This is a genomic window from Spiroplasma endosymbiont of Andrena trimmerana, assembly GCF_964019575.1.
In the GTDB taxonomy this organism is placed as follows: domain Bacteria; phylum Bacillota_I; class Bacilli_A; order Mycoplasmatales; family VBWQ01; genus Spiroplasma_E.
On the sequence record NZ_OZ026455.1, the window covers coordinates 974,383 to 999,748 of the forward strand.

Here is a 25,366-nt window from a genome sequence, read left to right on the forward strand (position 1 = left end):
TGAATAATGAAAAATAATGATTCATTTATTGAAATTATAAATAAAACTTTGGATAAAACAGTTAATTTAAATTTTAAAACTTTAAAAGGTCATAATATTATATTTATTGTTGATATGGTTAATGGCTTTGCTAAAAAAGGAAATTTATTTTCACCCAATATTAATTCAATTATTAAACCAATTAAAAATTTATTAGCAAAAGTAAATACTAATGAAACTAAAGTTATTGCTTTTAATGATGCTCATAATGAACATAGTCCCGAATTTCATACTTTTCCTAGTCATTGTTTGGAAAATACTATTGAATCAGAGTTAGTAGAAGAATTAAAATTTGACAATATTAAGATTATTAAAAAAAATAGTACTAATGGTTTTATTGCTTTTGATTTTAAGCCAAATTTACAATGGGATAACATTATTATTGTTGGTTGTTGTACTGATATTTGTATTTATCAATTTGCTATTAGTTGTAAAACTTGATTTAATCAGCACAATAAAGAAGTAAATGTTATTGTTCCAATGACAATGACAAATACTTATGATGAACCAGAGCATCCAGCTCATATTTTAAATCAATATGCATGATATTCAATGCTTAAAAATGGCATTACTATTGTTAAGGATGTTATTTAATTAAAGTAGAATTTTAAATAAAATAAATTTATATAAATAATAAATTTTATACATATTACATATTATTTAATAATTTTTATATTTAGAATAGAAATTATGATAAAATGATAAAATAATTTAATAAATGTTTATACCTAATATAGAAATTATTCTATATTAGGTTTTATTAAATTAAAGTTTTAAAGAAAAGGAAGAATAAAAGATGGCTAGTAAAGTAATCCAATCAGAAAGCGAGTATCAAGAACTTGAAAATCAACAATTAATAATAAATATTTTTGAAAAATTTGAATTTAATTTAAATTTTAGAAATATGACTTATGAAGATTTATCAATATTAAATATAAAATTATTAAATAATGAATTTAATGATGTTTATCAAGAGATTATTAAGAATAATGAAATAAATGAAAAATTATCTTTCATTTTTATTGAATGTATTAATCAAGGTTTTTCTGAAGAAAAAGCACAATATTCTATTCAAGAGCAAATAACTAAGCATATAGTAGAAAGTTTTTTAATTAAAGAACAAGAACAAAAAATGGTAAATGAAATAAATCAATTTGATTTTATAAATGCACCATCAACTAGCACTGGTATATATCATTTACCATCATTTAAAATACAACTTAACTTATAATTACATTTATTTAGATTATTATTTACAAAAAAAATGTCATAATATAATATTGTAAATTAATAAGTGAAGAACAACTAAGTAAATTATATAAAAACCATTCTGAAAAGAATGGTTTTTATATAACTATATTTTAATGTTTTATTAAATTTATTATTAGGAAATTATTTTTTACCTAATAATGTAAACATTTTCTTTTTGTATACTTCAACACCAGGTTGGTTAAATGGGTCAACACCTAATAATTTTGCACTAACAGCACAAGCCTTCATAAAGAAATAACTAGCATAACCAAACATTTTGCCATCCATTGTATCCCATTCTAATAAAATATTTGGTGTTTTTCCTACTATTTCATCACTATGAGCTTCAATAGTTCCTTGTAAGGCAATATTATTAATTTCATGTAAAGAATGTTTTGTTAAATAGTTTAATTGATCATTGTTTTCTTTATCAAGTGGAATTTTGATATCTTCATTAGGTTTTTTGATTTTTATTACTGTTTCAAAAAACATTTTTGAACCTTCTTGAATAAATTGGCCCATTGAATGTAAATCAGTTGAAAAAACAACACTAGCTGGTAATAATCCTTTGCCATCCTTACCTTCTGACTCACCAAATAATTGTTTTCATCATTCACATAACATTTGCATTTGTAATTCATAGCTTACTAAAATTTCAACTGCTTTATTATTAGTTTTATGTAAATGATAGCGAGAAACTGCATATAAATAGGCATCATTAACATCAATTTTATCACTTTTACATTCTTTTGCTGCTAATTGCGCACCAGCAATAATTTCTTCACAGTTAATTCCTGCTACCATCATCGGAAAAATACCAACAGGAGTTAAAACAGAGTATCTACCACCGATATTATCGGGAATAACAAAGCTTTCATATCCTTCTTCTTTTGCCAAATCATGGAGTACTCCTCTTGTTTTATCAGTAGTAGCGATAATTCTGTTATTAACAATATTCTTATTTTTCTTTTGTTTAATTAATAGTTCTTTTAACAAACGAAAGGCTATTGCTGGTTCAGTAGTAGTTCCTGATTTAGAAATAACATTAATGGCAAATTCTTTATCTTTTAAATATGATAAAACTTGGTGAACATAAGTTGAACTCATGGTATTACCCATATAAATTACTTTAACAGGAGCGGTATTATTAAATAAACCTTGCACCATATCAATTCCTGCTCTAGCACCTAAGTATGATCCACCAATACCAATTACTACTAAAACTTGTATTTCTTTTTGTAGTTTCAATGCTAGAGTTTTCATTCGTTTTCAAGAGTCTTGAAAAGTAATGTCTTTTTGGTATGCAAATGGAAAATCAATTCATCCTAATCAACCATCTTCATTTTTAGCATTACTTTCCAGTTCAGCGTTAATCACCGTTACTTTTTCTTGATATAAAGTTGATAATTCTTTCATATCTAAATTAGTAAACTTTAAATTAGTTTTTATCACTATTCTATAACCTCCTTATAGTATTTAAAATTAAAATATTAATTCGTAATAATACTATTTAATATTTATAATAAAAATATAGTTGTAAAAATTTTAGATTGCAAGAAAAAAATAAAAAATATTGCCATTTAATGGCAATATTTTTTATTATTTGGAAGAAAAATAGTATTTTAATTATTTTCTTCTTTTTTAAATCAATTATCAACAGTTTCTCTTATTGGTGCAAATCCTTTACCATTTTCTTCAATTGAAGAATTATTCTTTGCAACTAATCCTTGTTCTTTTGTACTTAAACTTAATTGTTGTTTAGTATGATCAATACCTGTTATTTCTGCTTTAACTGATGTACCAATTGTAAAATAATCACTAACATTTTTAACAAATTTAGGGGTAATACGACTAATGTGAATTAAACCAGAAAATCCATTTGGACACTTACAAAAAACTCCAAATTCCTTTATTCCAGTTGGAGTTACGGTAATAATGTCACCAACTTGAAATTGTTGAACATTTGATTCATTTTCTTCATTTTTAATAATTGTACTCATAATAAGTTAATTCCTCTTTCTTTTGTATAATTTAATAATACATAAAAATATTATAACATTATATTTAATCTTGAAGTTAAAATTAATAATATTAATTTTATGAATTTTTAAACATTAGAATGAGAAATTATTAATTGATTTTAAATTTAAAGATTATTAAAATATTAAATTTGTTAGCAATTTCTTTATTTTTAAAGAAATGAATGTTACTTGTAACAATATTACTAATTTTTTTTAATATTTTTCTTTATTTTATACTTAAAATGGTAAGTTAATATAGATATTTTATTTTATAAATATTATTAAAAATATTAGGATTTATTATAATAATCCTGATTTTTCAAGTAATTCTTCTAGAAAAGTTCCCTTGATTTTTTTTAATGCACCTCTACGGAAAATTTTTAAGATGAGAGGAACTTGTATATCATTAATTTTTTTCTTATCTCATAAAATATGAGTTGAATTCAATAGTACTCTAATATCATATGCTGAAGCAAAAACTTCTGGTATTCCTCTATCAACCTTTAATAATTTATAGACAGCTTCCATAGCAGTTCTCACTGAATATTCGGTTGTAAAAACTGTATCATCTTCAGTTTCACTAAAATTACCAATAAACGCTAAATTTTTTGAACCTTCCGGAACTACTAAAGGACGATCACCAATTTCTCTTGGCATAAAGTATGAAGTAATAAATGGCATATAAACTGGTACCACATTACATGAGTTTTTAGCAAGTTGAAAGATTTCTTCTTCAGGAACACCAATATGATATAATCACTCTTGAGCTATTTCCATGATTAAGTATCGTTTTTGTTTTATATTTATTTTTATAATTTTTTATGTTAAGATTTGTTTGTTATTAAAATGTATAAAATTGGTTTTTTTAAAACCTAGAATAGTCGAGTTTTATATATGGATTTTCAACAAGATTTTTATGTTAAAAAGATTTTTTATGCTTGTTATGTTAAAAATGTTGTTTTACCTATTTCTTTTTTAAATAATATTGGAAATAAAAAAGGTAAATGTTATGTTGGTAATAAACAAAAATTAAGAAATAATACTGTTCGTACTAAAACTAATTTAATTCAAAAAGCATTACATAATTTTTATGATAGTAAAATGTTGAGTTTTATTACTTTAACTTATAAAGATAATATACAAGATATTAAAAAAGCAAAAAAAGATATTCGTTTATTTTTTCTTAAATTAAAGAAATGGTGAAATGACCCTAAACGTTTTGAACATTTAGGAGAATTAAAGTATTTTTATGTTTATGAATATCAATCTCGTGGTGCTATTCATTTTCATATAATTTTTAATAGAAAGATACATAAAAGTATGCTAGCAGAATGATGAACTCACGGTTTTAATGATTTAAAAGTAGTTAAAAAAGGTACAAATGAATTTGTTATTAAATATTTAGGAAAGTATGTTACAAAAGCAATAGATGATGTTAAATCTATAAATCAAACAGATGTAGGTGTAAAGGCTTATACTTTTAGTCGTAATTGTAAAAATCCTATTGTAGTTCGTGGTATTAAAAAAATTACAATCCAAGATATAATTAAAGCAAGTTTTAAAGCAACAAATGTATTTTATTTTAAAACTCAAAGAGATAGTAACGGTAATACTGTTATGATTGGTGGTATTATTGAAAGTACTGTTGTAAATGATTATTTTAAAGAATATGAAGATTATGAACGTTATGTATATTTAAGTGCTTTATCGCATAAGTATTATTTACGGACTAGTGAAATAGGTTATTTAATTCAAAGAGATAAAGATGTTTTGACTTGGGTAGATAAAGTTTTTGGTAATAAAGTTGAAAAAATAGATTTTAAGAAAAAAGTTTTACATTAGAAAAAAAACTAGTTTTTCTATATTTTTACTTGTATATATATATATATATATATATAATGTTTATTGAACATTAGTAATTACGACTATTCTTACTAGTGTTCATTTTTTTATTTTTTGTTGAAATTTTATATTTTTATGATATATTATTAATAAGTATAGGTTTTACCCTACTATGCTTAACTTATTAAATTAAATTTTAATGAATAGTCGAGGTTAAGTTTTTTTATGTTTAAAGTTCAATTAGTTAATATTGAAAAAGGGCGTATTATACCCGATAAAAATAATAAAGGTCAAACATTAAAGTTTGATGTTTTGAAGTTTGTAGAAATAAATAAACAAACAAGCGTGCCAACTGGTCAAACACGTGATAAATGATATAATCCAGAATTTGCTAGTGATTTTAATAATTGTTTATCTAGTGTTGATTTAAAAGTTGGTAATTTTTATTCACTTGAACTTGATTTAAGCGGTAATATTAAAAAACTTTCTAATTGAAAATAGTTATTTATTAAAAGGGTAATTTTAAATAATTATTTTATGTTAGGAGTTAAGTTTAAATTATGGCTAAAAATAATAATTGTTCATGTGAACAAGCATTTCATTTAGCAATTTATATATGTAAACTTTGCGACCAAGTTATTTGTCCAAAAAGAGTTTTACAAAACTTATATACTAGAAAATATTATTGTCCAAATTGTATATTAGATATTGCTTTAAATAAATCAATGAGACAACAAGAAAGTAAGTTAAATTATGAGACATAAATGTAGTGATTGGACTTATGAAAGAGTATATGGTTGTGAAATGTGTTACAGAGTTGCTAATGAAATGGAACGAATAAGAAAAGAGAATAAAAGAAAAAAGTAAAAATTAAATAAGGAGTTTTATTTATGCCTAATGAGTTAGAACAAACTAGTAATTATACTTTAACTAAAATTTTAAGAACTGGATTAAGTCCTTTAAGTGCTATGGTTGGAGTTAGTGCTTATTATGGTCAATATTTAAAAGACCCAATTTTAGGTTCTATTAATTCTTTGTTATTTAGTAAAAAGTTAGGAATTGATATATGGAATATTAATCAAAGACCAACTATTAGAAATAAAGTTATTAATAGTTATAAAAAAATATTTTTAGGTTTAGGAACAATTGGTTTAATTAATTATGTTAAGTTTGTTCAGTATGTAGATAAGTCAGTTTCTTTATTAAGAGATGAACCATGTTTTTGACCACCTTGCCCTACTGAACCCCCAAGACCAACGTATCCACCATTTACAACTGTTAAACCGATAATTGATGTGCCTTTTGTAGATTGAGATACTTATATATCTTTAAATAGTTTTGGTATAGCGAATGTTATTAGTGGTTTAACTGAATTAATACCTAATAAATTTCAAAATATAAGAAAAATAGCAAATATGGGAACTGGGGTTGTTTGATTTCAACTGGTGTTGCTATGGGTATTAATAATAATTTTAATAATTATTTTGCTATTCCTACGATTATTGCCGGAGCAAGTGAGATTATAAATACTTTATTATTACCATTTGGAAGTACACATAATAATACAGAATTACAAGAAGTATTTACTGATGAAAGAGCAAGAATAATTAATAACAGTGTTAATGATTATCAAAGTACAGATGACGGTATGGTTGAAGTTGATTTAAACGATGATAGTATGTCTGGATTAGGGAGATTGTCAAAAATCCGGAATAAATTAAATCGTTGTAGTCTTATTATAAATTTAGACAAGAAATAATTTGGATTTTTATGAAATTGTAAATTTATCTTACTACTAATTTAAAAATATTACAATTAAAATACTCAATTTTGTCATTATTTAGTGATAATTTCCTATTAGTTATCGAGCAAAAATTTCCCAAAAGTAAAGTTAAATATACTTGGTGATAAATATGGAAAGAAGCATGACTATGAAAGAAAAATATAAGTTTAATATTATAAATGACATTATTATTAATAAATTATCTAAACATCAAGCTAAGAATAAACTTAACCTAACTATTAGAAGAATTAACCAATTAATTCAAATTTTCAATAGAGAAGGTAAAGTTGGTTTTATTCATAAATCCCGAAATAAAATTTCTAATAAAACAACAAATTTTGAAATCAAAATTAAGATTATAAATTTATATAAAACCAAATATTATAATTTTAATTTTCAACATTTCCATGAGAAATTAAACAATGAAGAAAAAATTAAAATTTCATATAGTACACTTTATACTATATTAATTAAAGAAAAAATTACTTCACCAAAAAGACATAAAAATAAGAAAAATAACTTGCATCCTACAAGAAACCGAAGAACAAATTTTGGTGAATTAATTCAAATGGATGCAAGTAATCATCATTGATTTGGTAAGGATAAACCAAAAGCTTTTTTACATGCTGCAATTGATGATGCTACAGGCAATATTGTCGGACTATGATTTGATCATCAAGAAACATTAGATGGTTATTATAATGTTTTTTATCAAATTTTAACTAAATATGGCATACCAAAAACATTTTATACTGATAATAGAACAGTTTTTGGATATAAAAAAACAAATCGATGCTGGCAAAATAAACACGGAAAATGATACTTATACTCAATTCCAAAAGTCTTGTAATGATTTAGGTGTTGAAATTATTAGAACTTCCATTCCACAAGCTAAGGGTAGAATCGAACGCTTATTTGGAACACTTCAAAGTCGCTTAATTAGTGAACTTAGACTTAATAAAATTAAAAATTTAGAAGAAGCTAATCAATTTCTTAAAATATATATAAGTATTTTTAATAAGCAATTTGCCTTACCTATTGATAATAATAAATCTGCTATGATTAAAGCTCCAAACCAAGAAGAAATAAATATTTATCTTTCAAGATTTTCTAAAAGAAAAACGGATAGTGGTTCAACTATAACATATTATGGTAAAAAGTATTTTCCTTATAAAAATAGCAAAGTTCAATACATACAACCTAGAACTGATGTAATTGTACTTAAATCGTTTATTAATGAGTTATATCTTAGTTATAATCATCAAATATATGAATTAAAAGAAATAGCACCAAAACCAATTATCAAAGAAGAGTTGATAAAAACTAAAAAGGTTTATATACCAAATAAAAACCATCCTTGAAGATATGGATACTAATAATACCAAATTAAAATTAGATAAAATTCTTTTTATAAAAGATTATTTTTGTGAATACTTAACTATATAAAATTTTAAATCGTTTGTCGAGCAGCAAATTTGATGCCTTAAAATTGATTTTAAAGATATAAAAAATAAAATTATACACCACCAATAGCACAAGCACCAGAAGCCATTGTTGTAATACCACCAACAACATTACCAATTATGGGAATAGTATTTAAAGCACCATTAACAATAGTTAATGTGTTTTCACAATTTAAATTTGATTTATTTTCTAGATTTAGAAGTCTGTTGTCAAGTTCATTAACTTGTTTTTTTAAAGTTTCAAAATCTGCTTTGATTCCTTGAATATTTTTGTTTAATTCATCTAACTTTAATTCATGTTCAATTAAAGTTGAAATATAACTTCAATCTCTTATATAACCTTTTATTATTTCTTTTTCTTGTCTTTTTCAATTATATAATGCTTGAGGATTAAATGTTTTAGAATTATTGATTGCTTGTGGTAAAGTAGAATTTCATTCATTTATATGTGCAAATCATTGTTTAACTTTTGAATCATTTGCTATAATATTTGAAATTTCATTAAATTTATCTTGTGTTACATAGGTAAAAGTTGGTTTTGTCAAACCATAAGAATAGGGACTAAAAGTACCAACAATTATTTTTTTTCAAAATAGCCAATAAAGTGTGAGTAATTAGATTTATCCAATAAATAAACTTCTGATAATTTAAAATTATGATATTTTTTCTTTATGGCACTTTTAATTTCGTTATCAACGTTATGATTAATTTTTCCTAAATTAATTTTTATATCTTTATTTCAATCTGGAAAATCATTTTCTAAATTATCAAGACGATTATTTGGATAATATTTCTCATCTTCTGTTATTATTCTTACTGATTCAAAATCAAATCAATTAAATGGTTTTTCATAAAGTACAATTTCTATACGTTCTTTTCTAGAACTATCTGTATATACTTTTTCAATTTTTGAAAAATTATCTCAAATTGTTTTACCTACTTGTTGTATTTCTTTTCATGTTCATGGAAAAATTGCAGTAATTGAAATATCATTAGAATTATATCGTTGCATCATATCCTCTTTAAATTTTTCGCCAAGTTCTCATGCAGGATTATCTTTTCAATAATGATAATCAGCTATTATTCCTTCAAAAGTTTTTGGTGTAAATGAACAAGTTACTTTACCTCAACTACCCCTTATTTCGTTTTTACCATTTAATGTTCTTTTTAATCGATTTCTGTGTTTTTCATGACGATGTTTATTCATATTTATTTTGCTATTTGTTGTTGGGTTGTTAATAATAAAATCTGTTTGATTATTACTTGCAAAATTTAATTGTTGATTTACTAAATCTAAACTAGTCGTATTTTTTCTAACTCAATTTTTAATATTTGAATTATCAATTGACTTACCATTAATACCTTGTATTTTATTATTTAAAAGTGGAGCAGTTAATACTCACAATTTAAATCAATAACTTGGACTAAAATATTTCATAATTTTGTTCTCCTTTGAAAGTAAATATAAAAATATTTACTTTCAAAACAAAGCAACTTTTATTTGTTAAATTTTACTTCTTTTTTATTTTTTTTGATAAATATTTTTGGGAAATTTTCACTCGATATTGACATTAAAATACTCAATTTTATAAATTATAAAAACATTTTAATAATTTAATTAACATAAATATATAACAAAAATTCTTATTAACTTTTAATTTAATAAGTTTTTTTAATTTTTTATTTTAAAATAAGTAAAATTATGTTTTTAAATTTATTTGATTACATTTAAAAATAACCATTTTTATATAAATAAAAATACTATATGTTCTATTAACAATCATTTCTTTTAAAACATGTCAAATATTTGTTTCAGTAAAACAACCAATATTTCATTTTGCACCTTGATTAACAATACCTTTTTTATTATTTTTAAAATATTGTTTTTTTAACTTTTTATGATTATCTAATTCTTTATATAAATAATCAATTAATTGTTCATATTGACCATTATTAATGAAATCTTTACAATTATTATATTCACTTCAATATTTTCCTTTATTTCCCGCCATTATACCAAGATATAATGTTCTAATTAAATGGAATTTATCTAAAACAAACTCAGCACCAAGATAATCTGCTACATCTTTAATTCATCCAGCACTATTTCCACAAATAATTATTTTTGCTTGTTCAACATTTTCATAAAATTTTTGACAATGTTCTTTAACAAATTCAGCAGTTTTTTTAACTCCAATTGCTGTTCTTGTTGGTCTAATAATAATAATTGCTTTTACTCTTTTATTTTGTACTTTATGATTAATATTATCTGTATATGTTGTTATTAATCTCATAGAGTGTTTTATACCTTTACGTTTAAAATCTCAAAACTTTCGATGTCCATCATCAATTGCTACAAAAATAGGTTGATTTTTTTCTAATTTTACTTTTACTGGATTTGCTTCAATTACTTCTAAATTTTTAAAAACTCTATGAACAGTACTAACACTAATACCTGCTTTTTTACAAATAGCACAAATATCATGATATCTTTTTCCATCAGCAAAATATTCAATAATAGTTTGTTCAACATCTTCACCAATTCTTTTATATTTAGGTAATTCTAGTCATTCATCAACTAAACAAACACGAACTCATTTTTGTAATTTTTCATCAAAATATTCATAAATTCTACTTTTATAAGTTACTAATCCATACATTATTTTTCTTGTTCGATATTGATAATCAACAATTTTATATTTCTTTTTATCTCTTGTATTTTTTATTCTTCAATCTCATTTTTCTCATTTTTTTGTTATATGTTCTAAAACTAATTTATCAATTTTTGCACTTTGTTCTCTAAAATTTCATTTATAATTAAAATTCACATTTACTTCTCCTAACTATTTTAAAAAAATCTAAATTTATTGTAAATATATTTAAAAAATTAATTTACTTAATTATTATATAAATATATAAGTGTAATTTTAAATAAAATAAAAATTATTTAAAAAACCACTTTCATATTTAAAATATAACAAACAATTTCAATATAATTAATAGTATAGGTATCAAAAAATAAACACCTTTAATTTAGGCATTATTTTGAGTTTAAAAGCATACTTGTAAAAATAATCAAAAATAGTACAATTTGTAAGTAAAATCAATGAAAAAAGGAGAATTTATGAGTAAAAAAAGATGTAAGACAAAAATAAAAATTAAAAAACCAAAAAAACAAAATAAATTTAAAAATCAAAATCATGAAATACTTGTAAATAAATATGAAGTTGAAAATAATAAACTTATTTTTTGTCAAAAAGAAGGATGTTTTAAAGAATGAACTAATGTTATAGATATAGATGAATTTGGTAAATTTTTTTTCTGTCATAAACATGCAAATGAATATGAAGAAGAGTTACCAAGTATTATAGATAATTTACCAAAAGAACAAGCAATAAAAATAATTGAAGCAAGCAAAAAATATAGGGAGTAATTTAAAATGAAAAATATATTAACTATTTTGGGAGTAATAACTTTAGGTTGTATTATAACTTCAAATGTTATTGCATGTGAAAAACCTAATTTAGATAAAGAAAAATATAAAATAAACGAACAAGGAGAAATAATATATAATTTTCAAGAAAAACAATCATACATAATAGGATTTACAATAGATAGTCATATACATGAATCAAATATTTTTATAAGCGATATTCCTTTAAAAACAACAATTTATGGCCAAGGAACACAATATTGAACATATATTAATATTAATCAAAATAAAGCATGAACTACTGGCTGATATACAAATAATTTAATATACTTAAAAAAAGGAGTAATTTAATATGAAAACATGAATAAAAACAAATTTTCAAAAAATAGCGTTATCATTTGCTGTAATTACTGGTGGTATTGGTTTAACTTTAGGTGCAATAGCATATAATCAAACTAATAATTATAAGTCATTTTTAAATTGAGATTATACAGTGACTTGGGGGGCAACTATATGAGAACATCCAAGAGATGATAGTCATAAAATAGATTTATATTTTGGCATTAAACCAAAAAATGAAGGTGATACCAAATGGGATGGTATATATCCTGATGGATATTTTAATAAATAATCTAAATTTCCAAATTAATATATGAAATATTTTCATTATATTTATCAAATAAGTTAATATTATTTAATTGTATTTCTTATTTATCAGTTATTAAAATTAAATCATAATTGCCAGCACCAAATATACCGCTAATTTCAATCCGATTTAAGTTATTAATCGGATTTTCAATTTGTAATTCAAATTCACTATTATTATCAATTTGTGCAATTTCTTTATAAAATTCTAATTTAGAAAATAATTGAGATTTATTTGAACCATATAAATTCAAAGCATTTTTAATTTTTGTTTTTTCAATAATTGTTTTTGTAAAGTATTTTCCATATTCACCATTTGCTAATGTTCAATCAGCAGGAATTAATGATGGAATATTATTACTTTCTAATTAATTGGTAATAGATAATCAGTTAAATTGGTTATCATCCAGTTTAAATGCTGAATTATACTTGTAAGTGCAAGTAAATAAAATTGCAAAAAATTCTCATATAAAAATTTCATAATGCTAAATTTAGTTTAGAAAAAAGTAAGGAGTTTTTATATGAGTTATAAACATCTTGGCATAGATGAAAGAATTTATATTGAGAATCAATTGAAATTTAAATTTAAAATTATTGAAATAGCTAAAAATCTTAATCGAAGTATTAGTACTATTATTCGAGAAATTAATAGAAATAAAGATAATAATCATTATTTTTCATTAATTGCACAAAATAAAGCTGAAAATCGAAAACAATCACATATTAGTTTTCATAAGTTTAAAAATAAGAATTTAGTAAAATATGTACAACAAAAATTACTATTAGGTTGATCACCTGAACAAATTTATGGCAGAATTAAAAATTTTCATAAAGAATGAGTTATTAGTTTTAAAACAATTTATACTTGAATTTATTTTGGAATGCTTGATAAAGTTACTAGTAAAAATTTAAGAAGAAAAGGTAAAAAACGAAAATCTAAAGAAAATCGTGGCAAGTTTAATGGTAAATCAATTAAAGAACGAGATATAAATGTTAATGATCGTATAACACTTGGTCATTGAGAAGGAGATACTATAGTATCATCACGAGGTAAAAGCAAATCATGTTTAATAACTTTAGTTGAAAGAGTATCACGATTTACTTTAGCAATATTAGTTAAAAACAGAACTACTAAAGTTATTAATAAAAATGTCAGTTATTATTTATCAATTCTTCCTAAAAACATTGTTAAAACTATTACTTTTGATCGTGGCAAAGAATTTTCAAATTGACAACAACTTGAAAAAAATTTAGATGTAAAAATTTATTTTGCCAATCCATATTCACCTTGACAAAGAGGTACTAATGAAAATACTAATGGTTTAATTAGAGAAAAATTTCCTAAAAAATTTATTTTTTCAAAAACTAATAAAAATGAAGTTCATAAATTTATATTGTCTTTAAATCAAAAACCGAGAAAAATACTAAATTATCTTTCACCAATCGAATATTTGGATAGAAAAATAATTTAGTTGCACTTACCTTTACAATTTAGCAAATAATTCATTTTGACTAATATCGTTATTCTTTAATTTAATATTATTTATATTTGTAAAATCAAAATAATTAGATTTTAATATTACTTTTGCATTTTTGAATTGTCAAATTTCGTCTTTATTAGGATGTATTGGATTTGATTTCAACTCAAAGTAATATGGTAATAAAATCTTATTATCATCATTTAAACCTTTATTAATTGACATACTTGAATAAATATTATTTGATAACATAATAACTATTTGCTTAAATATTTTTACTTGCTCTAAATCAATATAATTAGGATAATCTAATTTCCATTGTTTAAATAAATTAGTAATTACTTCATCAGGTTTTTGTCCCTCAAATTTTGCACGTAATTCTGCTATTTTATTGCCTAAATTATCTGGTTTAAAACCATCAAAATTACGATTATAATTATATGTATAAGTTAGCATATCTAATAATACTTTTTGTAAACTATCAATTGGTGGTTTATCATTTATTTCAATTTCAATATCATTAAAGTTCTGTGATAATTCAATAGCAATATATTTACTAGGATATGGTGGGGTTGGTTCTCTATGACTATATAATATATATTGTTCATTCTTTTTCATTTCAAAATCATCTAATTTTTTAGGTACTGGTGCTGGTCCATCATATTTACCAATTTTTGCATATGTTATTTTTGCATTATTAATAATTTCTTTTCTTGTTTCAGTTCCACCACCAATAGCAATTAAATCTAAAACTGATTTTTCTTGTCCTATAAATTGTTTTGCTAAGTTTCAAGGTAATATTTGTTCACTAAATCATTGTTGTAATATTCTAACTTTTGGTTGAGTTTCAATAGGCATTGATAATAGCGGAAATGCTATCTTATCTTTAACAAATAACTTTGGGTATACTTCCATATTGTCAACTTCACCAAGTACCTTTATATTTCCAAAAATCATGCTTCTAGACGCTTTAATTTTTAAACCAATTACTTTGGTATCTTTGTCTAATGGTTTTTGTAATTTAATAATGATTGGATAACCATCTCTTGTTTTAAAATCTTTAATTTTAATAATAGTAATACTTTTAGTACTTCTTGTTTTTGGATTTTGATAAGGTTGTGAATAATTATTAATGATATATAAATTATCAATATTATTTTCAATTAATGGTTCATTTATACTAACTGCATATAATTTAAATTGATTTAATAAATTTATTTCTTGAAAAATTAAATTTTTAATATCAGTCATACTATATTCAATTGTATTATCATTAATATTTGTGCTAGCTCTTTGATTTAATTGCATAGTAAAGTCTGATGTTTCAACAGCAATAGTTTTTAATACTTTATCAATATCAATAAAACCAATTTTAATAGTATTTGCTGAAAATCTTAAACTATTATTTTCATTATTTTTAAATAAACGTTCAATTTCATAAATATAAATTGTTCTTTTTTTAAATTCATCGTATGCTCTATTAATATCTGGGTCACTAGTAGCACCCATCATATTAGTAAAATCATAAGGAATATTATCAATTAAATAATCATTTTCTACTTCTGCTTGATTAAGTTTAGTTTGCTTCTGTTTCTGTGGAAACTTTGTTTGTGGTTTGTTGTTGTCTTCCATTGTTATCTCCTATTAATTGGTTATTTTCTGGATTAAATAATTTTAATTTAACTGTTAAATTATTAATTTCTTGTTCATCATTAATATTAAATGTTTTACTATTTAATAAATCTTTATCTATACTTACTAATATTTGAATAAATTTAAGAATATCAATATTAAATTGTCATAATTTTTGTTCAATATAATTAATAGTTGAAATATTTACTGCTGTACTTTCAGGTACTGATTGTTGTGCAGATTTCTTTTGACTTGGTATATGAATACCACAACGTTTAAATATTTCATTAACATTTCAATCATATATATCAGTTAAATTTTTACCTTTAAAATTACTATTTGTCATATTGATATTTTCGTTTTGTTCATTATTATCTCCACCACTTTTAAATATGTAGTTTTTAGTAACTAATGTTCTTACTGCATCTTCAATTAAAGATTGAACATTACCATAAGTTTGACTAAATATAAATTTAGGTGAATTTAAAATGGTATCTAAAACAATTTGTTCATAAATAACATCTAATGCTTTAATCTTATCCATTACTTTATTACAATCTGCTAACTCATTTGCTTTATTTCGCATAATTGATATTGGTATATAATTAATATTTAATGTTTGTTCTTGTTCTAAATTAGGGTTATTAATATATGATTTAAAATCTAATGGAAATTGTTTTTTATTATCACTAATACTATAAATTGCACGATTAATAGTTACTTGTTCATTATTTAATGTATAAATTTCAAATAATCTTACAGTTTGTGCATTTTGTTGATAACTATCATAAAAAATAGTACATTGAATTAATTTGCCAGTAATATCATAAACTCTTTGTTGTATATCTACTACTTGAAAATATAAATCATCATTAGCAATATAAATTAAATAACCACTAATTCCTAATTTGCTTAATTTAAAAATAGAATTTCAATTTTTTCTATAAAACTCTTGTTTAATTAAATATTGTTTAATAGTTTCATTATTAATATCTAATGGAGCATTATATAAATTAGCATTATTTTCTGCTACAAAATCAGTAAAATAAGTTTCATGATTAAAATCATTAAAACCAAAATAATTTAAAATAGAAGCATGAGTACTTTTATTTTTATTGGTTAAAAATTTTACTTTTTCATTTTGATTATCACTAATATTTGTTTTATCTTTTCTAAAAAATCTACCTAACATAATATTCACCACCTTTCTTTAAAATATTTGATTAATTTTTAATATAATTTTTACAATAATAAATATAATTAAACCAGCAACAGCAGAAGATAATAAAACTCCAATCAAACCTAAAATAATCTTTATAATTTTTCAAATCATAATATTATTCCTGTAATTCTTCTAATTTTTTAAAAATATAATCTCTACCCATACCCCCCATTATTCTATTGTTATAAATATTAATTTCAGTTTGTTGGTTATTGTTATTATTTGCTATTCATAAACTACTTTTTACAACGCTTGTATCTAATTGATAATAAAAATTAATTATTTGTCAACTATAATTTTTATTATTTTCTTTAGTTGTATAATCACCATAACTTATATATTCTATAATGTGTTTTATCTTTAAATATATATTTTATATAATTTTGATTATTATTATTTTTATCTGTTATAACTTCTCCTACTTCTTTTCATTGTGGAATAGTTGGTGTTGGATTATTTTTTAATTCAATATCTCATTCATTTTCTCTAATTTCATTAGTTTCTAAACTATATGAATTAATTTTAATAGGTTTTTCTATATCAATTTTTTCAGGTGCAATAATATTTAATGTTTTACTATTAATTTGATAAACATTATCATCTGATTGTTCTAATACTTCAAAATTAATAATTGCTCCACCATTACCACCATTTAAAGTTAAAGTTCAATTTGTATTATCATAATTAATATTTAATGTAGCATCACTATTACCAATTTTTCCCGAAGCAATTCTTCAATTACCAGTACCCGTTACTCTTGGTGATTTAAAAAATATAACTTGTTGATAACCTTTTTCTAATGGTTTTTCATTTGCAACTTCTCATGTTACAAATACTCGATAAATATATTGATATAATGGTGCATATGTAATTTTTCATGTTTTATCATCAATTCTATTACCTATTACTTTTCATTTAATAATTTTAAAATCTGCTAATTTTTTATCTATCTCAGTTTTATTATAATAATCAGTTAAATTAGGTATTTTATCATCTATATATTTTTTATTTGGAATATCATTATCATCAGTTATAACTGGATTATTTCTATAAATTAAAGTTTTACCACCAACATTTGTTTTAATAATTTCATTAACTAATCTTGTACTACTATCTTTATCATCTTTATTATTAAAAATCTTATCTTGTAAATTCTCTATTTTATCTTGTTTTTTATTTACATTTTCACTAATTCATTCTTTAATAACTTTATTAGGTGGTATTCCTAAATCATCACCAAATTTTCCCTCTGGTAATTTATTATATTTTAATTCTCCATATGCCATATTTTCATTTATCAATAATAATTTATTTTGTTTTTTGTCAATTTTTTCATCAACATATTTTTTTGTAGTTGCATCTTTTTCTTGTTCTGGTTCACCAATATAAACAATTCTTTTATTATTAGCAGTAATTAATCTTTTTTCTTTAGGTTGAATTATATTTGAACTATTAGGGTCTATTTCTCATAATGATTCACCACTACCACTAGTAGCACTAATTTTATTATTTTCATCAATAGTTATATTTTCACCAGCAGTTAATTTATCTTGTTTTTTATCTAATAAATTATTAGTTTCTATTTTTGTATAATAATCACGTTCAGTACCTTCTTCTCCTATAAATTCAGTTGGTGTCCCAGTTCCTTGATATTGATATATATTATGAATTATTGGTGTATACTTTTTTGTGCTATTAATAATAGTAAACTTTATTAAATCAACATCATATAATAATGTTACTTTGTCAATATTAACATCAATATTTTCAATTATTATTTGTTTTTGTTCTATTTGACCATTAGTAATTCTTATATTAGATTTAGTTAATTTATTATTGCTTATAATAAGTTCGTTACTATCGATAAAATAATATGTTCAATCAATAATATATCATGTATCTGTTTTAATATTTTCATTTTTAATTTTTTTTCATAAAGGACTAGTTTCAATATTAAATCAATTATTTTTAACATCATTAATATTTTCATTTGCTTTAATTAATTCAGTATTTAATTTGGTAATTTCATTTTCATTAGTAGTAATTCGTTTTTGTTGTTTAGCAGAAAAATCACAAGTTGGTGCATGCGTATAATCACCAATTTGTGGATTATTTTGTAATGCTTCGGGGGGTAATGTACCAATTTCATCAGGTCAATCTAAAATCATTGTTTCAGTTTCTTTATCATAATCAGTTGCAACATAACCTTTATTAATAAATTTACTAACAGGACCTCTATATATTTCATTTTCATTATCATCAACTAAATCATCATATAATTTTATTTGCTTTGATAATGTAAATTCTTTTTGTTCTTGAATTAATTCATTAACTTGATTTCTAGTATAAAATGCTTTTAAGTCAATTTTTTCAACATCTATTTCATCATCATTATAACTTGAAAATATTTGTTTTAATTCTGTTAATCTTGCTCATATTTTCATTCTACTAGGTGCTAAATCTCAAACATTAATTGTAGGAGTACTATTTGCACTAAATTGAGTACCATTATTAAATTGAATAGTTGCATCAACATTAAATTCAATTGGTGTACGATTAAATACTCAATGTTCAACCATAAGTATTTTGTAATAATAAATAATCTTTTAATTCTTGTGCTTCTAATTTTTGAAAATTATTTTTATATTGTCTTTCAGCAACATAACCTAAATCTCGTAATACTGTTTCACGATTAGGAGTAAAACTATAATTCATTAAATAACGTTTATTACCAATAATTTTATCTGTTAAAATTTCTTTTCCACTTACTTGACTAATAACTTCTTGTAAATTTTTGGCTTCTTTAATACCAACTTGTTCTAATGTTTTAGTTTTTTGTGCTAACTTAATAAATTTATTTGTACGATAACCACGACTAATTTTATTCAGTCCAGCAAATGCAGGTAATATATTAAAAAAAGTATTTAATTTTGTTACATTTCCTTTTAAATAATCATAAACTTGATTAATAGTAAAATCAGTTAAAAATTCTACACCAACAGCACTAATACTAGCAACTAAATCACTTGCACCTAATCCAAGGGCTACGCTTTCACTTAATCCACCAGTAAAAGGAGCAAGTGCTACTGCTATAACTTGTACACCAATCATTTCTAAAATTTCTCATCAAAAACTTTTATTTTCTTGTTGGTTACTTGTTCTAGTATGTTTTGGTTTATTTATGTTTAAAAGTATTGCTGTACTAGTTGTACCAATTGGCATGATATTAATTTCCTTTATTTAAGAGTTATTTTAATTGGATTTGTTGAACCTTTATAATTTAAATCATTAACATTTGAAGAAATAACTATGTATAAGTCACCCGCTTTTTGTTTTTGATTACTTACATTAGTTTTTCTTTGTGCATCACTAAAATATTTAATAGTTGGATTTGTTAAATTTGGATTTAATGATTTAAGTTCATTAGTACTTTTTATTTGTGTATTTAATTCACTATTATTGTTATTAACATTTGCAGTAATATCAATTGTTAAACTTGTAATTTTAGTTTTTAAATCAGTTTTTTCTGTTTTAATAACTCCACATAACATTCATCTTGATGTTGTTTCATTATTAGAAATATATGGTATTGCTTCTCCAACAACTTCACCAGCAACTTTATATGCTCTTCCTGCTTTATCATCTTTAATAAAATCTACATAAATAACTGTATTTTCTATCATGTATCTTTTCATTGCTCTTGGTGTTGCTAAAATAAAGGTCATTAATTGTTGTTCATTTTTATCATTAGTAAAAATCATATAGTCATCAAGAACGATTTCACATAATACACCTTTTACATATAAATTATTTCCATTTAAACGTAATTGTTGTGCCAACTGATTATCGGTAATTAAACCTTTATTATCTGCTAAATAAACTAAACTATCATAAAGACCATTAGTAATAAAAAATTTACTATTTGCAATATTTCTAAATTGAAACAAAGTATTTCAAGCAGATAACATTGATTTTAAATAGCCTACTGGTGTTGTATCTTCAATATCAATTTTAGTAGCAAATTTTGCAATTGCTTGTGTATCATCAATTGCCAATTTATCTGCTAAATCATTTGCAACTTCATATTGCATACTATCTAATAAATTTTGTCCATTATTTGCTTTTAAATCTACATCTGCAATAATTTCTCCTGCAAGATATTTTTTAGTTATTTTTTTACTAATTTTATCTGTATCAACATATGGTAATTCATATCTTTTACTTTTATCATCCCAAGCAATAATTTTTACTTCCGGTTTTTTTGGTTTTTTAACAATAAACTCAATATTTACTGAGTCAACAATTTCAGTAGGAAAAAAGTTTGCCCATGGACTATTTGAAATTTTAAAAAACTCTATAAATTCTGGTGCTTCTACTAATCTCTCTGTATTGTCTAAATTTTGATTAAATAATTATTTGTTTATTACCACCTGTATTAATTGTTTGTTTAAATACTGGTTGCTCTTTAATCATTTTTTTAATAGTTTCTTCAATTTTTGAATTTTCTAAATTATTAGTTTTAAATTTTAAATAATCATAAAATTCATTTTTAACTTGATATTTTTTAAATATATTAATTATTTCTTTTTCTTTAATTTCTTGATTAAGTTTATTTAATTTGCTAAATTGTAAAGGTAAGTGCAACTAAATTATTTTTCTATCCAAATATTCGATTGGTGAAAGATAATTTAGTATTTTTCTCGGTTTTTGATTTAAAGACAATATAAATTTATGAACTTCATTTTTATTAGTTTTTGAAAAAATAAATTTTTTAGGAAATTTTTCTCTAATTAAACCATTAGTATTTTCATTAGTACCTCTTTGTCAAGGTGAATATGGATTGGCAAAATAAATTTTTACATCTAAATTTTTTTCAAGTTGTTGTCAATTTGAAAATTCTTTGCCACGATCAAAAGTAATAGTTTTAACAATGTTTTTAGGAAGAATTGATAAATAATAACTGACATTTTTATTAATAACTTTAGTAGTTCTGTTTTTAACTAATATTGCTAAAGTAAATCGTGATACTCTTTCAACTAAAGTTATTAAACATGATTTGCTTTTACCTCGTGATGATACTATAGTATCTCCTTCTCAATGACCAAGTGTTATACGATCATTAACATTTATATCTCGTTCTTTAATTGATTTACCATTAAACTTGCCACGATTTTCTTTAGATTTTCGTTTTTTACCTTTTCTTCTTAAATTTTTACTAGTAACTTTATCAAGCATTCCAAAATAAATTCAAGTATAAATTGTTTTAAAACTAATAACTCATTCTTTATGAAAATTTTTAATTCTGCCATAAATTTGTTCAGGTGATCAACCTAATAGTAATTTTTGTTGTACATATTTTACTAAATTCTTATTTTTAAACTTATGAAAACTAATATGTGATTGTTTTCGATTTTCAGCTTTATTTTGTGCAATTAATGAAAAATAATGATTATTATCTTTATTTCTATTAATTTCTCGAATAATAGTACTAATACTTCGATTAAGATTTTTAGCTATTTCACTAATTTTAAATTTAAATTTCAATTGATTCTCAATATAAATTCTTTCATCTATGCCAAGATGTTTATAACTCATATAAAAACTCCTTACTTTTTTCTAAACTAAATTTAGCATTATGAAATTTTTATATGAGAATTTTTTGCAATTTTATTTACTTGCACTTACAAGTATAACTCAGCATTTATTTTCTGCTTCATTAACTTTATTTTCTATTTCTTGTGAAGAAGCATTATTTTCAGTTAAAGGTTCAGTTGTTTGTTGAACATTATTTTCATTTTCTAACATTTAATATTCTCCTAATCTTATCCTAATAATCAATCTTTAACTAATTGTGGCATTTCGCTTATTAATTTTTTATAATCATTAACTGCATTTTCTAATGTATCAATATCAGAAAATTTAAAACAATTATCAATATGTAAATCAAAATCTCTATCAATACTGATATCTTGTTTTCTATATTTTTCATTAAATTCAATTTTTGTCATATTATTTTTCTCCTTTATTAATCTTTTCATTTAACTTTGCTAATTTTTTTTGATGTTTAATAATTTTGTTATTTGCTCTAACATGTTTTGGAGTTGTGATAAATCTTTTTAATAAAACAATAATTTCTCTACAAATTAATGTTCCAACACTTGTTCCAATAATTATTAATTCATGTAAAAATTCTTTCATTTGAATATTTTCCTTTCAACTATTTATTTTTAATTTTTAATTATTCATCAAATTGACCACCATTAATTCTTTCAATCATCGATTTTGAATTACTTATAATGCTTACTAATAAGGCCATTTCTTTATTTAACTGTTCCATTCTCTCTTTATATGTCTGAATTTCATTATTATAATATTCAATTAATTTTTCTTTATTCATAAATTATTCACCTCCTTTATAAACTCATGTGATTATAATCTCAATTTAATGGTACTTCGCTCATATTATCACTACCATAATATTGACTTGCAGTTTCACTATTAATAGTAAATCTATTATCATTAATTAATCTTGTAGCTTCATTTGTAAATGGTGTTTCTTGCATTTCTTCAATATGATTTGTATTTTCCATAGGTAATAAATTATGAATAATTTCACTTGCACCAGCAATTATAGTAGGTATTGCATAAGCATTATTAAAATCATTATTTATACCCATTGCTACACCACTTGATATTAAACAACCACCAGTAGCCATATTACAAATCTTTCTTATTGCTTCAAATTTATTAGGTATTAACTCAGTTAAACCACTAATAAGATTTGAAATACCATAAGCATTTAAACTAATATATGTATCTCAATCCATTAATGACTGATGTTCTTGTTTATCTAATAGTAATCATGGAGGACCCTCAGTTGTAGTTGTAGTAGTTATTGGAGTTGGTGTTGTTGGAATAATAGGATTAATATTATTTTCTGTTCATTTACTATAATTTGCTAATCCAATTGTTCCTAAACCTAGTAATATTTTTTTACTACTATTAATTAATTTAGTTTTAGTATTTGGTCTTTGATTTAAATTTCAAATATCTAAACCTAATTTTTTACCAAATAATAAACTATTAATTGAACCTAATACTGGATTTGCAATTACTTGACCATAATAAGCACTTGTACCAATCATTGCACAAATTGGACTTATTCCAATTCTAATTAATTTAGTTAAAGTATAATTTGATTGATTTTCTATACTTGGCATTTTATTCTCCTTTAATTTTCTAATTTTTTAATTGTTACTTTAATTCAACCTTGATAAACATCATTATCACCAACTATTAATGCAACATTACTTTCTGGGTCAGAAACAATTATATGTTTTGATTTAACATTTGGGTATTGTCTTAAAATAATTGCTCTAATATCATTACTTGTATGAATTGCTTTTGGAAATGGTGATAATATTTCAATTTCATCTTTATTTTCAAATAAAGTAGGCAATATTATCATTAGTCAAATTCACCTTTTTCTATTTTTTCAATTAATAAATTTAAAATATTTTTGTCAAAATCAGAGTTTGTATAATTAATTTTTTTAGTTCATTTAATTATATCTTTCATATATTTAAGTAATTTTTCTTTATTCATTATCAAAGTCTCCCTCATTAATATAAATCTGAAGATTAAATAAAACACTTTCTTTTCCTATTTTAAATAAATTACTAGAATTAGATTCTTTATTTTCTTTTAGAGTTGTTATAATAAAATTAATTAATTTTTCTTTATTAATACAATTTTTATGTCTTGATTTATTAATTTCATCAACTTTAATTCTATGTTCTTTACAATATGCTCTTCCATATTCATCAAATTGCTCATCTGTCATATTTTCACATTGTCTTTGTCTTTGTTCATTTTTAATTTCATCATAATATGGTTCATGAATAAATTTTTCAAATGTTATTGTTTCAGTTCATGTACATCTATTCATTATTTATTCTCCTTATTTGATTATTTTTTTTCTAAATTTTTTGCAATTGAATTTAATAATTTTAAAACTTTATATTCATTTTTTAATTCTTTAATAATAAATATTAAAAATATTATTAGTGTTATGCTTGTTATTAATATTGGTACTATTAATAAAATTTTTCATAATATCATTTTTTACTCTTTTCATTTTTTAAATCATTTAACATTGATTGAACAAAATGCACGATTTTTAGGAATATTTAAAGTATTAAAAATTTGACCAGTTACTAAAATTTCATCATTTTTGTTTAATAAAATACATCGATTATAAAGTTTTGGTTTATTAAAAATTAAAGTAACATAGTTTAATCCATTTCATTGAGCACGAACACTATAATATAATTCCTTATTACCTTTTTCGTAATATTTTGCTTCAATAGTGTTACTTAGTTTTACTGTTAATTTGACATAATTGGCTTTATCTTTCATTTTTATAATTCCTTAAATAGTATTGAATATGCTTATATGCATCTTGTTCATGTTTTGTTAATTTTATATTTCCTTTATAATTTTCTATTTTATTTTTATTTTTTGGTTCACTTTCTTGACATAATATCTTGAACTAATA

The 25,366-nt window shown here is 22.5% G+C and carries 34 protein-coding genes and 2 pseudogenes; 12 read left to right on the plus strand and 24 right to left on the minus strand.

Translation table 4 applies throughout. From position 1 onward, the window contains the following. Window positions 1–6 precede the first annotated feature (6 nt). Complete coding sequence (locus AACL03_RS05695) at window positions 7–633, plus strand: isochorismatase family cysteine hydrolase (protein ID WP_339039797.1); 627 nt, start codon at window positions 7–9, stop codon at window positions 631–633. A 202-nt stretch (window positions 634–835) separates the two neighbouring features. Then, on the plus strand, window positions 836–1,270 hold the full coding sequence (locus tag AACL03_RS05700) for a hypothetical protein (protein ID WP_338957742.1): 435 nt from the start codon (window positions 836–838) through the stop codon (window positions 1,268–1,270). Between the two features lie 161 nt (window positions 1,271–1,431). Here the strand turns inward: AACL03_RS05700 and AACL03_RS05705 are convergent, their stop codons facing one another. From AACL03_RS05705 to AACL03_RS05715, 3 genes and pseudogenes are all read right to left on the minus strand, one after another. Beyond that, on the minus strand, window positions 1,432–2,742 hold the full coding sequence (locus tag AACL03_RS05705) for a glucose-6-phosphate isomerase (protein ID WP_338957740.1): 1,311 nt from the start codon (window positions 2,740–2,742) through the stop codon (window positions 1,432–1,434). A gap of 170 nt (window positions 2,743–2,912) precedes the next feature. Then, a complete protein-coding gene (locus AACL03_RS05710; RefSeq protein ID WP_252318945.1) occupies window positions 2,913–3,290 on the minus strand; it encodes a S1 RNA-binding domain-containing protein in 378 nt (125 codons plus the stop codon). Between the two features lie 321 nt (window positions 3,291–3,611). Continuing rightward, a pseudogene (locus tag AACL03_RS05715) lies at window positions 3,612–4,085 on the minus strand (oleate hydratase); the annotation flags it as partial. Window positions 4,086–4,205: 120 nt separating this feature from the next. Between AACL03_RS05715 and AACL03_RS05720 the strand changes: the two are divergent. The 6 genes and pseudogenes from AACL03_RS05720 (at window position 4,206) to AACL03_RS10005 (ending at window position 8,312) form a co-directional block, all read left to right on the plus strand. Continuing rightward, window positions 4,206–5,153 carry a rolling circle replication-associated protein gene (locus AACL03_RS05720; RefSeq protein ID WP_339039802.1) on the plus strand — a complete coding sequence of 316 codons (948 nt, stop codon included), beginning with the start codon at window positions 4,206–4,208 and terminating at the stop codon, window positions 5,151–5,153. Between the two features lie 225 nt (window positions 5,154–5,378). Further along, a complete protein-coding gene (locus tag AACL03_RS05725) occupies window positions 5,379–5,654 on the plus strand; it encodes a hypothetical protein (RefSeq protein WP_339039804.1) in 276 nt (91 codons plus the stop codon). Between the two features lie 59 nt (window positions 5,655–5,713). After that, window positions 5,714–5,917, plus strand: a complete 204-nt coding sequence (locus AACL03_RS05730; RefSeq protein ID WP_338980524.1) for a hypothetical protein — start codon at window positions 5,714–5,716, stop codon at window positions 5,915–5,917. 126 nt (window positions 5,918–6,043) lie between these two features. Further along, a complete protein-coding gene (locus AACL03_RS05735) occupies window positions 6,044–6,679 on the plus strand; it encodes a hypothetical protein (protein ID WP_339039807.1) in 636 nt (211 codons plus the stop codon). Next, entirely contained in the window at window positions 6,607–6,912 is a 306-nt protein-coding gene (locus tag AACL03_RS05740; protein ID WP_339039809.1) for a hypothetical protein, read from the plus strand. Before AACL03_RS05735 ends, AACL03_RS05740 begins: the two co-directional genes overlap by 73 nt. 154 nt (window positions 6,913–7,066) lie before the next feature. After that, window positions 7,067–8,312, plus strand: a pseudogene (locus tag AACL03_RS10005) (ISNCY family transposase). Between the two features lie 140 nt (window positions 8,313–8,452). Here AACL03_RS10005 and AACL03_RS05755 read toward each other — a convergent pair. The 3 genes from AACL03_RS05755 to AACL03_RS05765 all read right to left on the minus strand — a co-directional run bounded on the left by AACL03_RS05755 (window position 8,453) and on the right by AACL03_RS05765 (window position 11,227). After that, on the minus strand, window positions 8,453–8,944 hold the full coding sequence (locus AACL03_RS05755; RefSeq protein WP_338980346.1) for a hypothetical protein: 492 nt from the start codon (window positions 8,942–8,944) through the stop codon (window positions 8,453–8,455). Window positions 8,945–8,976: 32 nt separating this feature from the next. Beyond that, window positions 8,977–9,837, minus strand: coding sequence for a hypothetical protein (locus AACL03_RS05760; RefSeq protein ID WP_339038780.1), 861 nt, complete (start codon window positions 9,835–9,837; stop codon window positions 8,977–8,979). A 262-nt stretch (window positions 9,838–10,099) separates the two neighbouring features. Beyond that, window positions 10,100–11,227 (minus strand): Mbov_0401 family ICE element transposase-like protein, encoded by a 1,128-nt coding sequence (locus tag AACL03_RS05765; RefSeq protein WP_339039810.1) that lies wholly within the window; start codon window positions 11,225–11,227, stop codon window positions 10,100–10,102. Window positions 11,228–11,523: 296 nt separating this feature from the next. Between AACL03_RS05765 and AACL03_RS05770 the strand changes: the two genes are divergently transcribed. Genes AACL03_RS05770 through AACL03_RS05780 form a run of 3 tightly spaced genes read left to right on the plus strand, consistent with a single transcriptional unit; the run spans window position 11,524 to window position 12,463 of the window. After that, window positions 11,524–11,832 carry a hypothetical protein gene (locus AACL03_RS05770; RefSeq protein ID WP_339039811.1) on the plus strand — a complete coding sequence of 103 codons (309 nt, stop codon included), beginning with the start codon at window positions 11,524–11,526 and terminating at the stop codon, window positions 11,830–11,832. Window positions 11,833–11,838: 6 nt separating this feature from the next. Further along, a complete protein-coding gene (locus tag AACL03_RS05775; protein WP_338957603.1) occupies window positions 11,839–12,183 on the plus strand; it encodes a hypothetical protein in 345 nt (114 codons plus the stop codon). 1 nt (window position 12,184) lies between these two features. Continuing rightward, entirely contained in the window at window positions 12,185–12,463 is a 279-nt protein-coding gene (locus AACL03_RS05780; RefSeq protein WP_338958492.1) for a hypothetical protein, read from the plus strand. 76 nt (window positions 12,464–12,539) lie between these two features. Here the strand turns inward: AACL03_RS05780 and AACL03_RS05785 are convergent, their stop codons facing one another. Then, complete coding sequence (locus AACL03_RS05785; protein ID WP_339039812.1) at window positions 12,540–12,731, minus strand: hypothetical protein; 192 nt, start codon at window positions 12,729–12,731, stop codon at window positions 12,540–12,542. A 267-nt stretch (window positions 12,732–12,998) separates the two neighbouring features. On the opposite strand from AACL03_RS05785, the gene AACL03_RS05790 reads away from it, so the two are divergent. Further along, the gene (locus AACL03_RS05790) at window positions 12,999–13,949 is read left to right on the plus strand and encodes an IS30 family transposase (protein WP_339038813.1); all 951 of its coding nucleotides are present in this window, start codon (window positions 12,999–13,001) and stop codon (window positions 13,947–13,949) included. Between the two features lie 12 nt (window positions 13,950–13,961). Here AACL03_RS05790 and AACL03_RS05795 read toward each other — a convergent pair whose 3' ends face one another. The 17 genes from AACL03_RS05795 to AACL03_RS05875 all read right to left on the minus strand — a co-directional run bounded on the left by AACL03_RS05795 (window position 13,962) and on the right by AACL03_RS05875 (window position 25,227). Continuing rightward, entirely contained in the window at window positions 13,962–15,587 is a 1,626-nt protein-coding gene (locus AACL03_RS05795) for a hypothetical protein (protein WP_339039813.1), read from the minus strand. Then, entirely contained in the window at window positions 15,532–16,779 is a 1,248-nt protein-coding gene (locus tag AACL03_RS05800; protein ID WP_339039814.1) for a hypothetical protein, read from the minus strand. The genes AACL03_RS05795 and AACL03_RS05800 overlap by 56 nt, the downstream gene beginning before the upstream one ends. An 18-nt stretch (window positions 16,780–16,797) precedes the next feature. Further along, complete coding sequence (locus AACL03_RS05805; protein ID WP_338957331.1) at window positions 16,798–16,920, minus strand: hypothetical protein; 123 nt, start codon at window positions 16,918–16,920, stop codon at window positions 16,798–16,800. A gap of 200 nt (window positions 16,921–17,120) precedes the next feature. Then, window positions 17,121–19,388: a hypothetical protein gene (locus AACL03_RS05810; RefSeq protein ID WP_339039815.1), complete on the minus strand. Its 2,268-nt coding sequence runs from the start codon at window positions 19,386–19,388 to the stop codon at window positions 17,121–17,123. Next, entirely contained in the window at window positions 19,366–20,031 is a 666-nt protein-coding gene (locus AACL03_RS05815; protein ID WP_339039816.1) for a hypothetical protein, read from the minus strand. The genes AACL03_RS05810 and AACL03_RS05815 overlap by 23 nt, the downstream gene beginning before the upstream one ends. Window positions 20,032–20,045: 14 nt before the next feature. Continuing rightward, the gene (locus tag AACL03_RS05820) at window positions 20,046–20,900 is read right to left on the minus strand and encodes a hypothetical protein (RefSeq protein ID WP_339039817.1); all 855 of its coding nucleotides are present in this window, start codon (window positions 20,898–20,900) and stop codon (window positions 20,046–20,048) included. 313 nt (window positions 20,901–21,213) lie between these two features. Next, window positions 21,214–21,453, minus strand: coding sequence for a hypothetical protein (locus tag AACL03_RS05825; protein WP_339039818.1), 240 nt, complete (start codon window positions 21,451–21,453; stop codon window positions 21,214–21,216). Continuing rightward, window positions 21,454–22,404 carry an IS30 family transposase gene (locus AACL03_RS05830; protein ID WP_339038665.1) on the minus strand — a complete coding sequence of 317 codons (951 nt, stop codon included), beginning with the start codon at window positions 22,402–22,404 and terminating at the stop codon, window positions 21,454–21,456. A 72-nt stretch (window positions 22,405–22,476) separates the two neighbouring features. Next, a complete protein-coding gene (locus AACL03_RS05835; protein ID WP_339039819.1) occupies window positions 22,477–22,614 on the minus strand; it encodes a hypothetical protein in 138 nt (45 codons plus the stop codon). A 17-nt stretch (window positions 22,615–22,631) separates the two neighbouring features. Further along, complete coding sequence (locus AACL03_RS05840) at window positions 22,632–22,817, minus strand: hypothetical protein (RefSeq protein WP_281748210.1); 186 nt, start codon at window positions 22,815–22,817, stop codon at window positions 22,632–22,634. A gap of 1 nt (window position 22,818) precedes the next feature. Next, window positions 22,819–23,007 (minus strand): hypothetical protein, encoded by a 189-nt coding sequence (locus AACL03_RS05845; RefSeq protein ID WP_174481134.1) that lies wholly within the window; start codon window positions 23,005–23,007, stop codon window positions 22,819–22,821. 40 nt (window positions 23,008–23,047) lie between these two features. Continuing rightward, entirely contained in the window at window positions 23,048–23,206 is a 159-nt protein-coding gene (locus AACL03_RS05850; RefSeq protein ID WP_174481559.1) for a hypothetical protein, read from the minus strand. Window positions 23,207–23,222: 16 nt separating this feature from the next. Further along, window positions 23,223–24,029: a hypothetical protein gene (locus AACL03_RS05855; RefSeq protein ID WP_339039820.1), complete on the minus strand. Its 807-nt coding sequence runs from the start codon at window positions 24,027–24,029 to the stop codon at window positions 23,223–23,225. Between the two features lie 11 nt (window positions 24,030–24,040). Continuing rightward, window positions 24,041–24,277, minus strand: a complete 237-nt coding sequence (locus AACL03_RS05860; RefSeq protein ID WP_174480108.1) for a hypothetical protein — start codon at window positions 24,275–24,277, stop codon at window positions 24,041–24,043. Then, complete coding sequence (locus AACL03_RS05865; RefSeq protein WP_281747958.1) at window positions 24,277–24,414, minus strand: hypothetical protein; 138 nt, start codon at window positions 24,412–24,414, stop codon at window positions 24,277–24,279. Before AACL03_RS05865 ends, AACL03_RS05860 begins: the two co-directional genes overlap by 1 nt. Next, window positions 24,407–24,757: a hypothetical protein gene (locus AACL03_RS05870; RefSeq protein WP_338957301.1), complete on the minus strand. Its 351-nt coding sequence runs from the start codon at window positions 24,755–24,757 to the stop codon at window positions 24,407–24,409. Before AACL03_RS05870 ends, AACL03_RS05865 begins: the two co-directional genes overlap by 8 nt. 176 nt (window positions 24,758–24,933) lie before the next feature. Continuing rightward, entirely contained in the window at window positions 24,934–25,227 is a 294-nt protein-coding gene (locus AACL03_RS05875; RefSeq protein WP_338957297.1) for a hypothetical protein, read from the minus strand. Window positions 25,228–25,366: the final 139 nt, after the last annotated feature.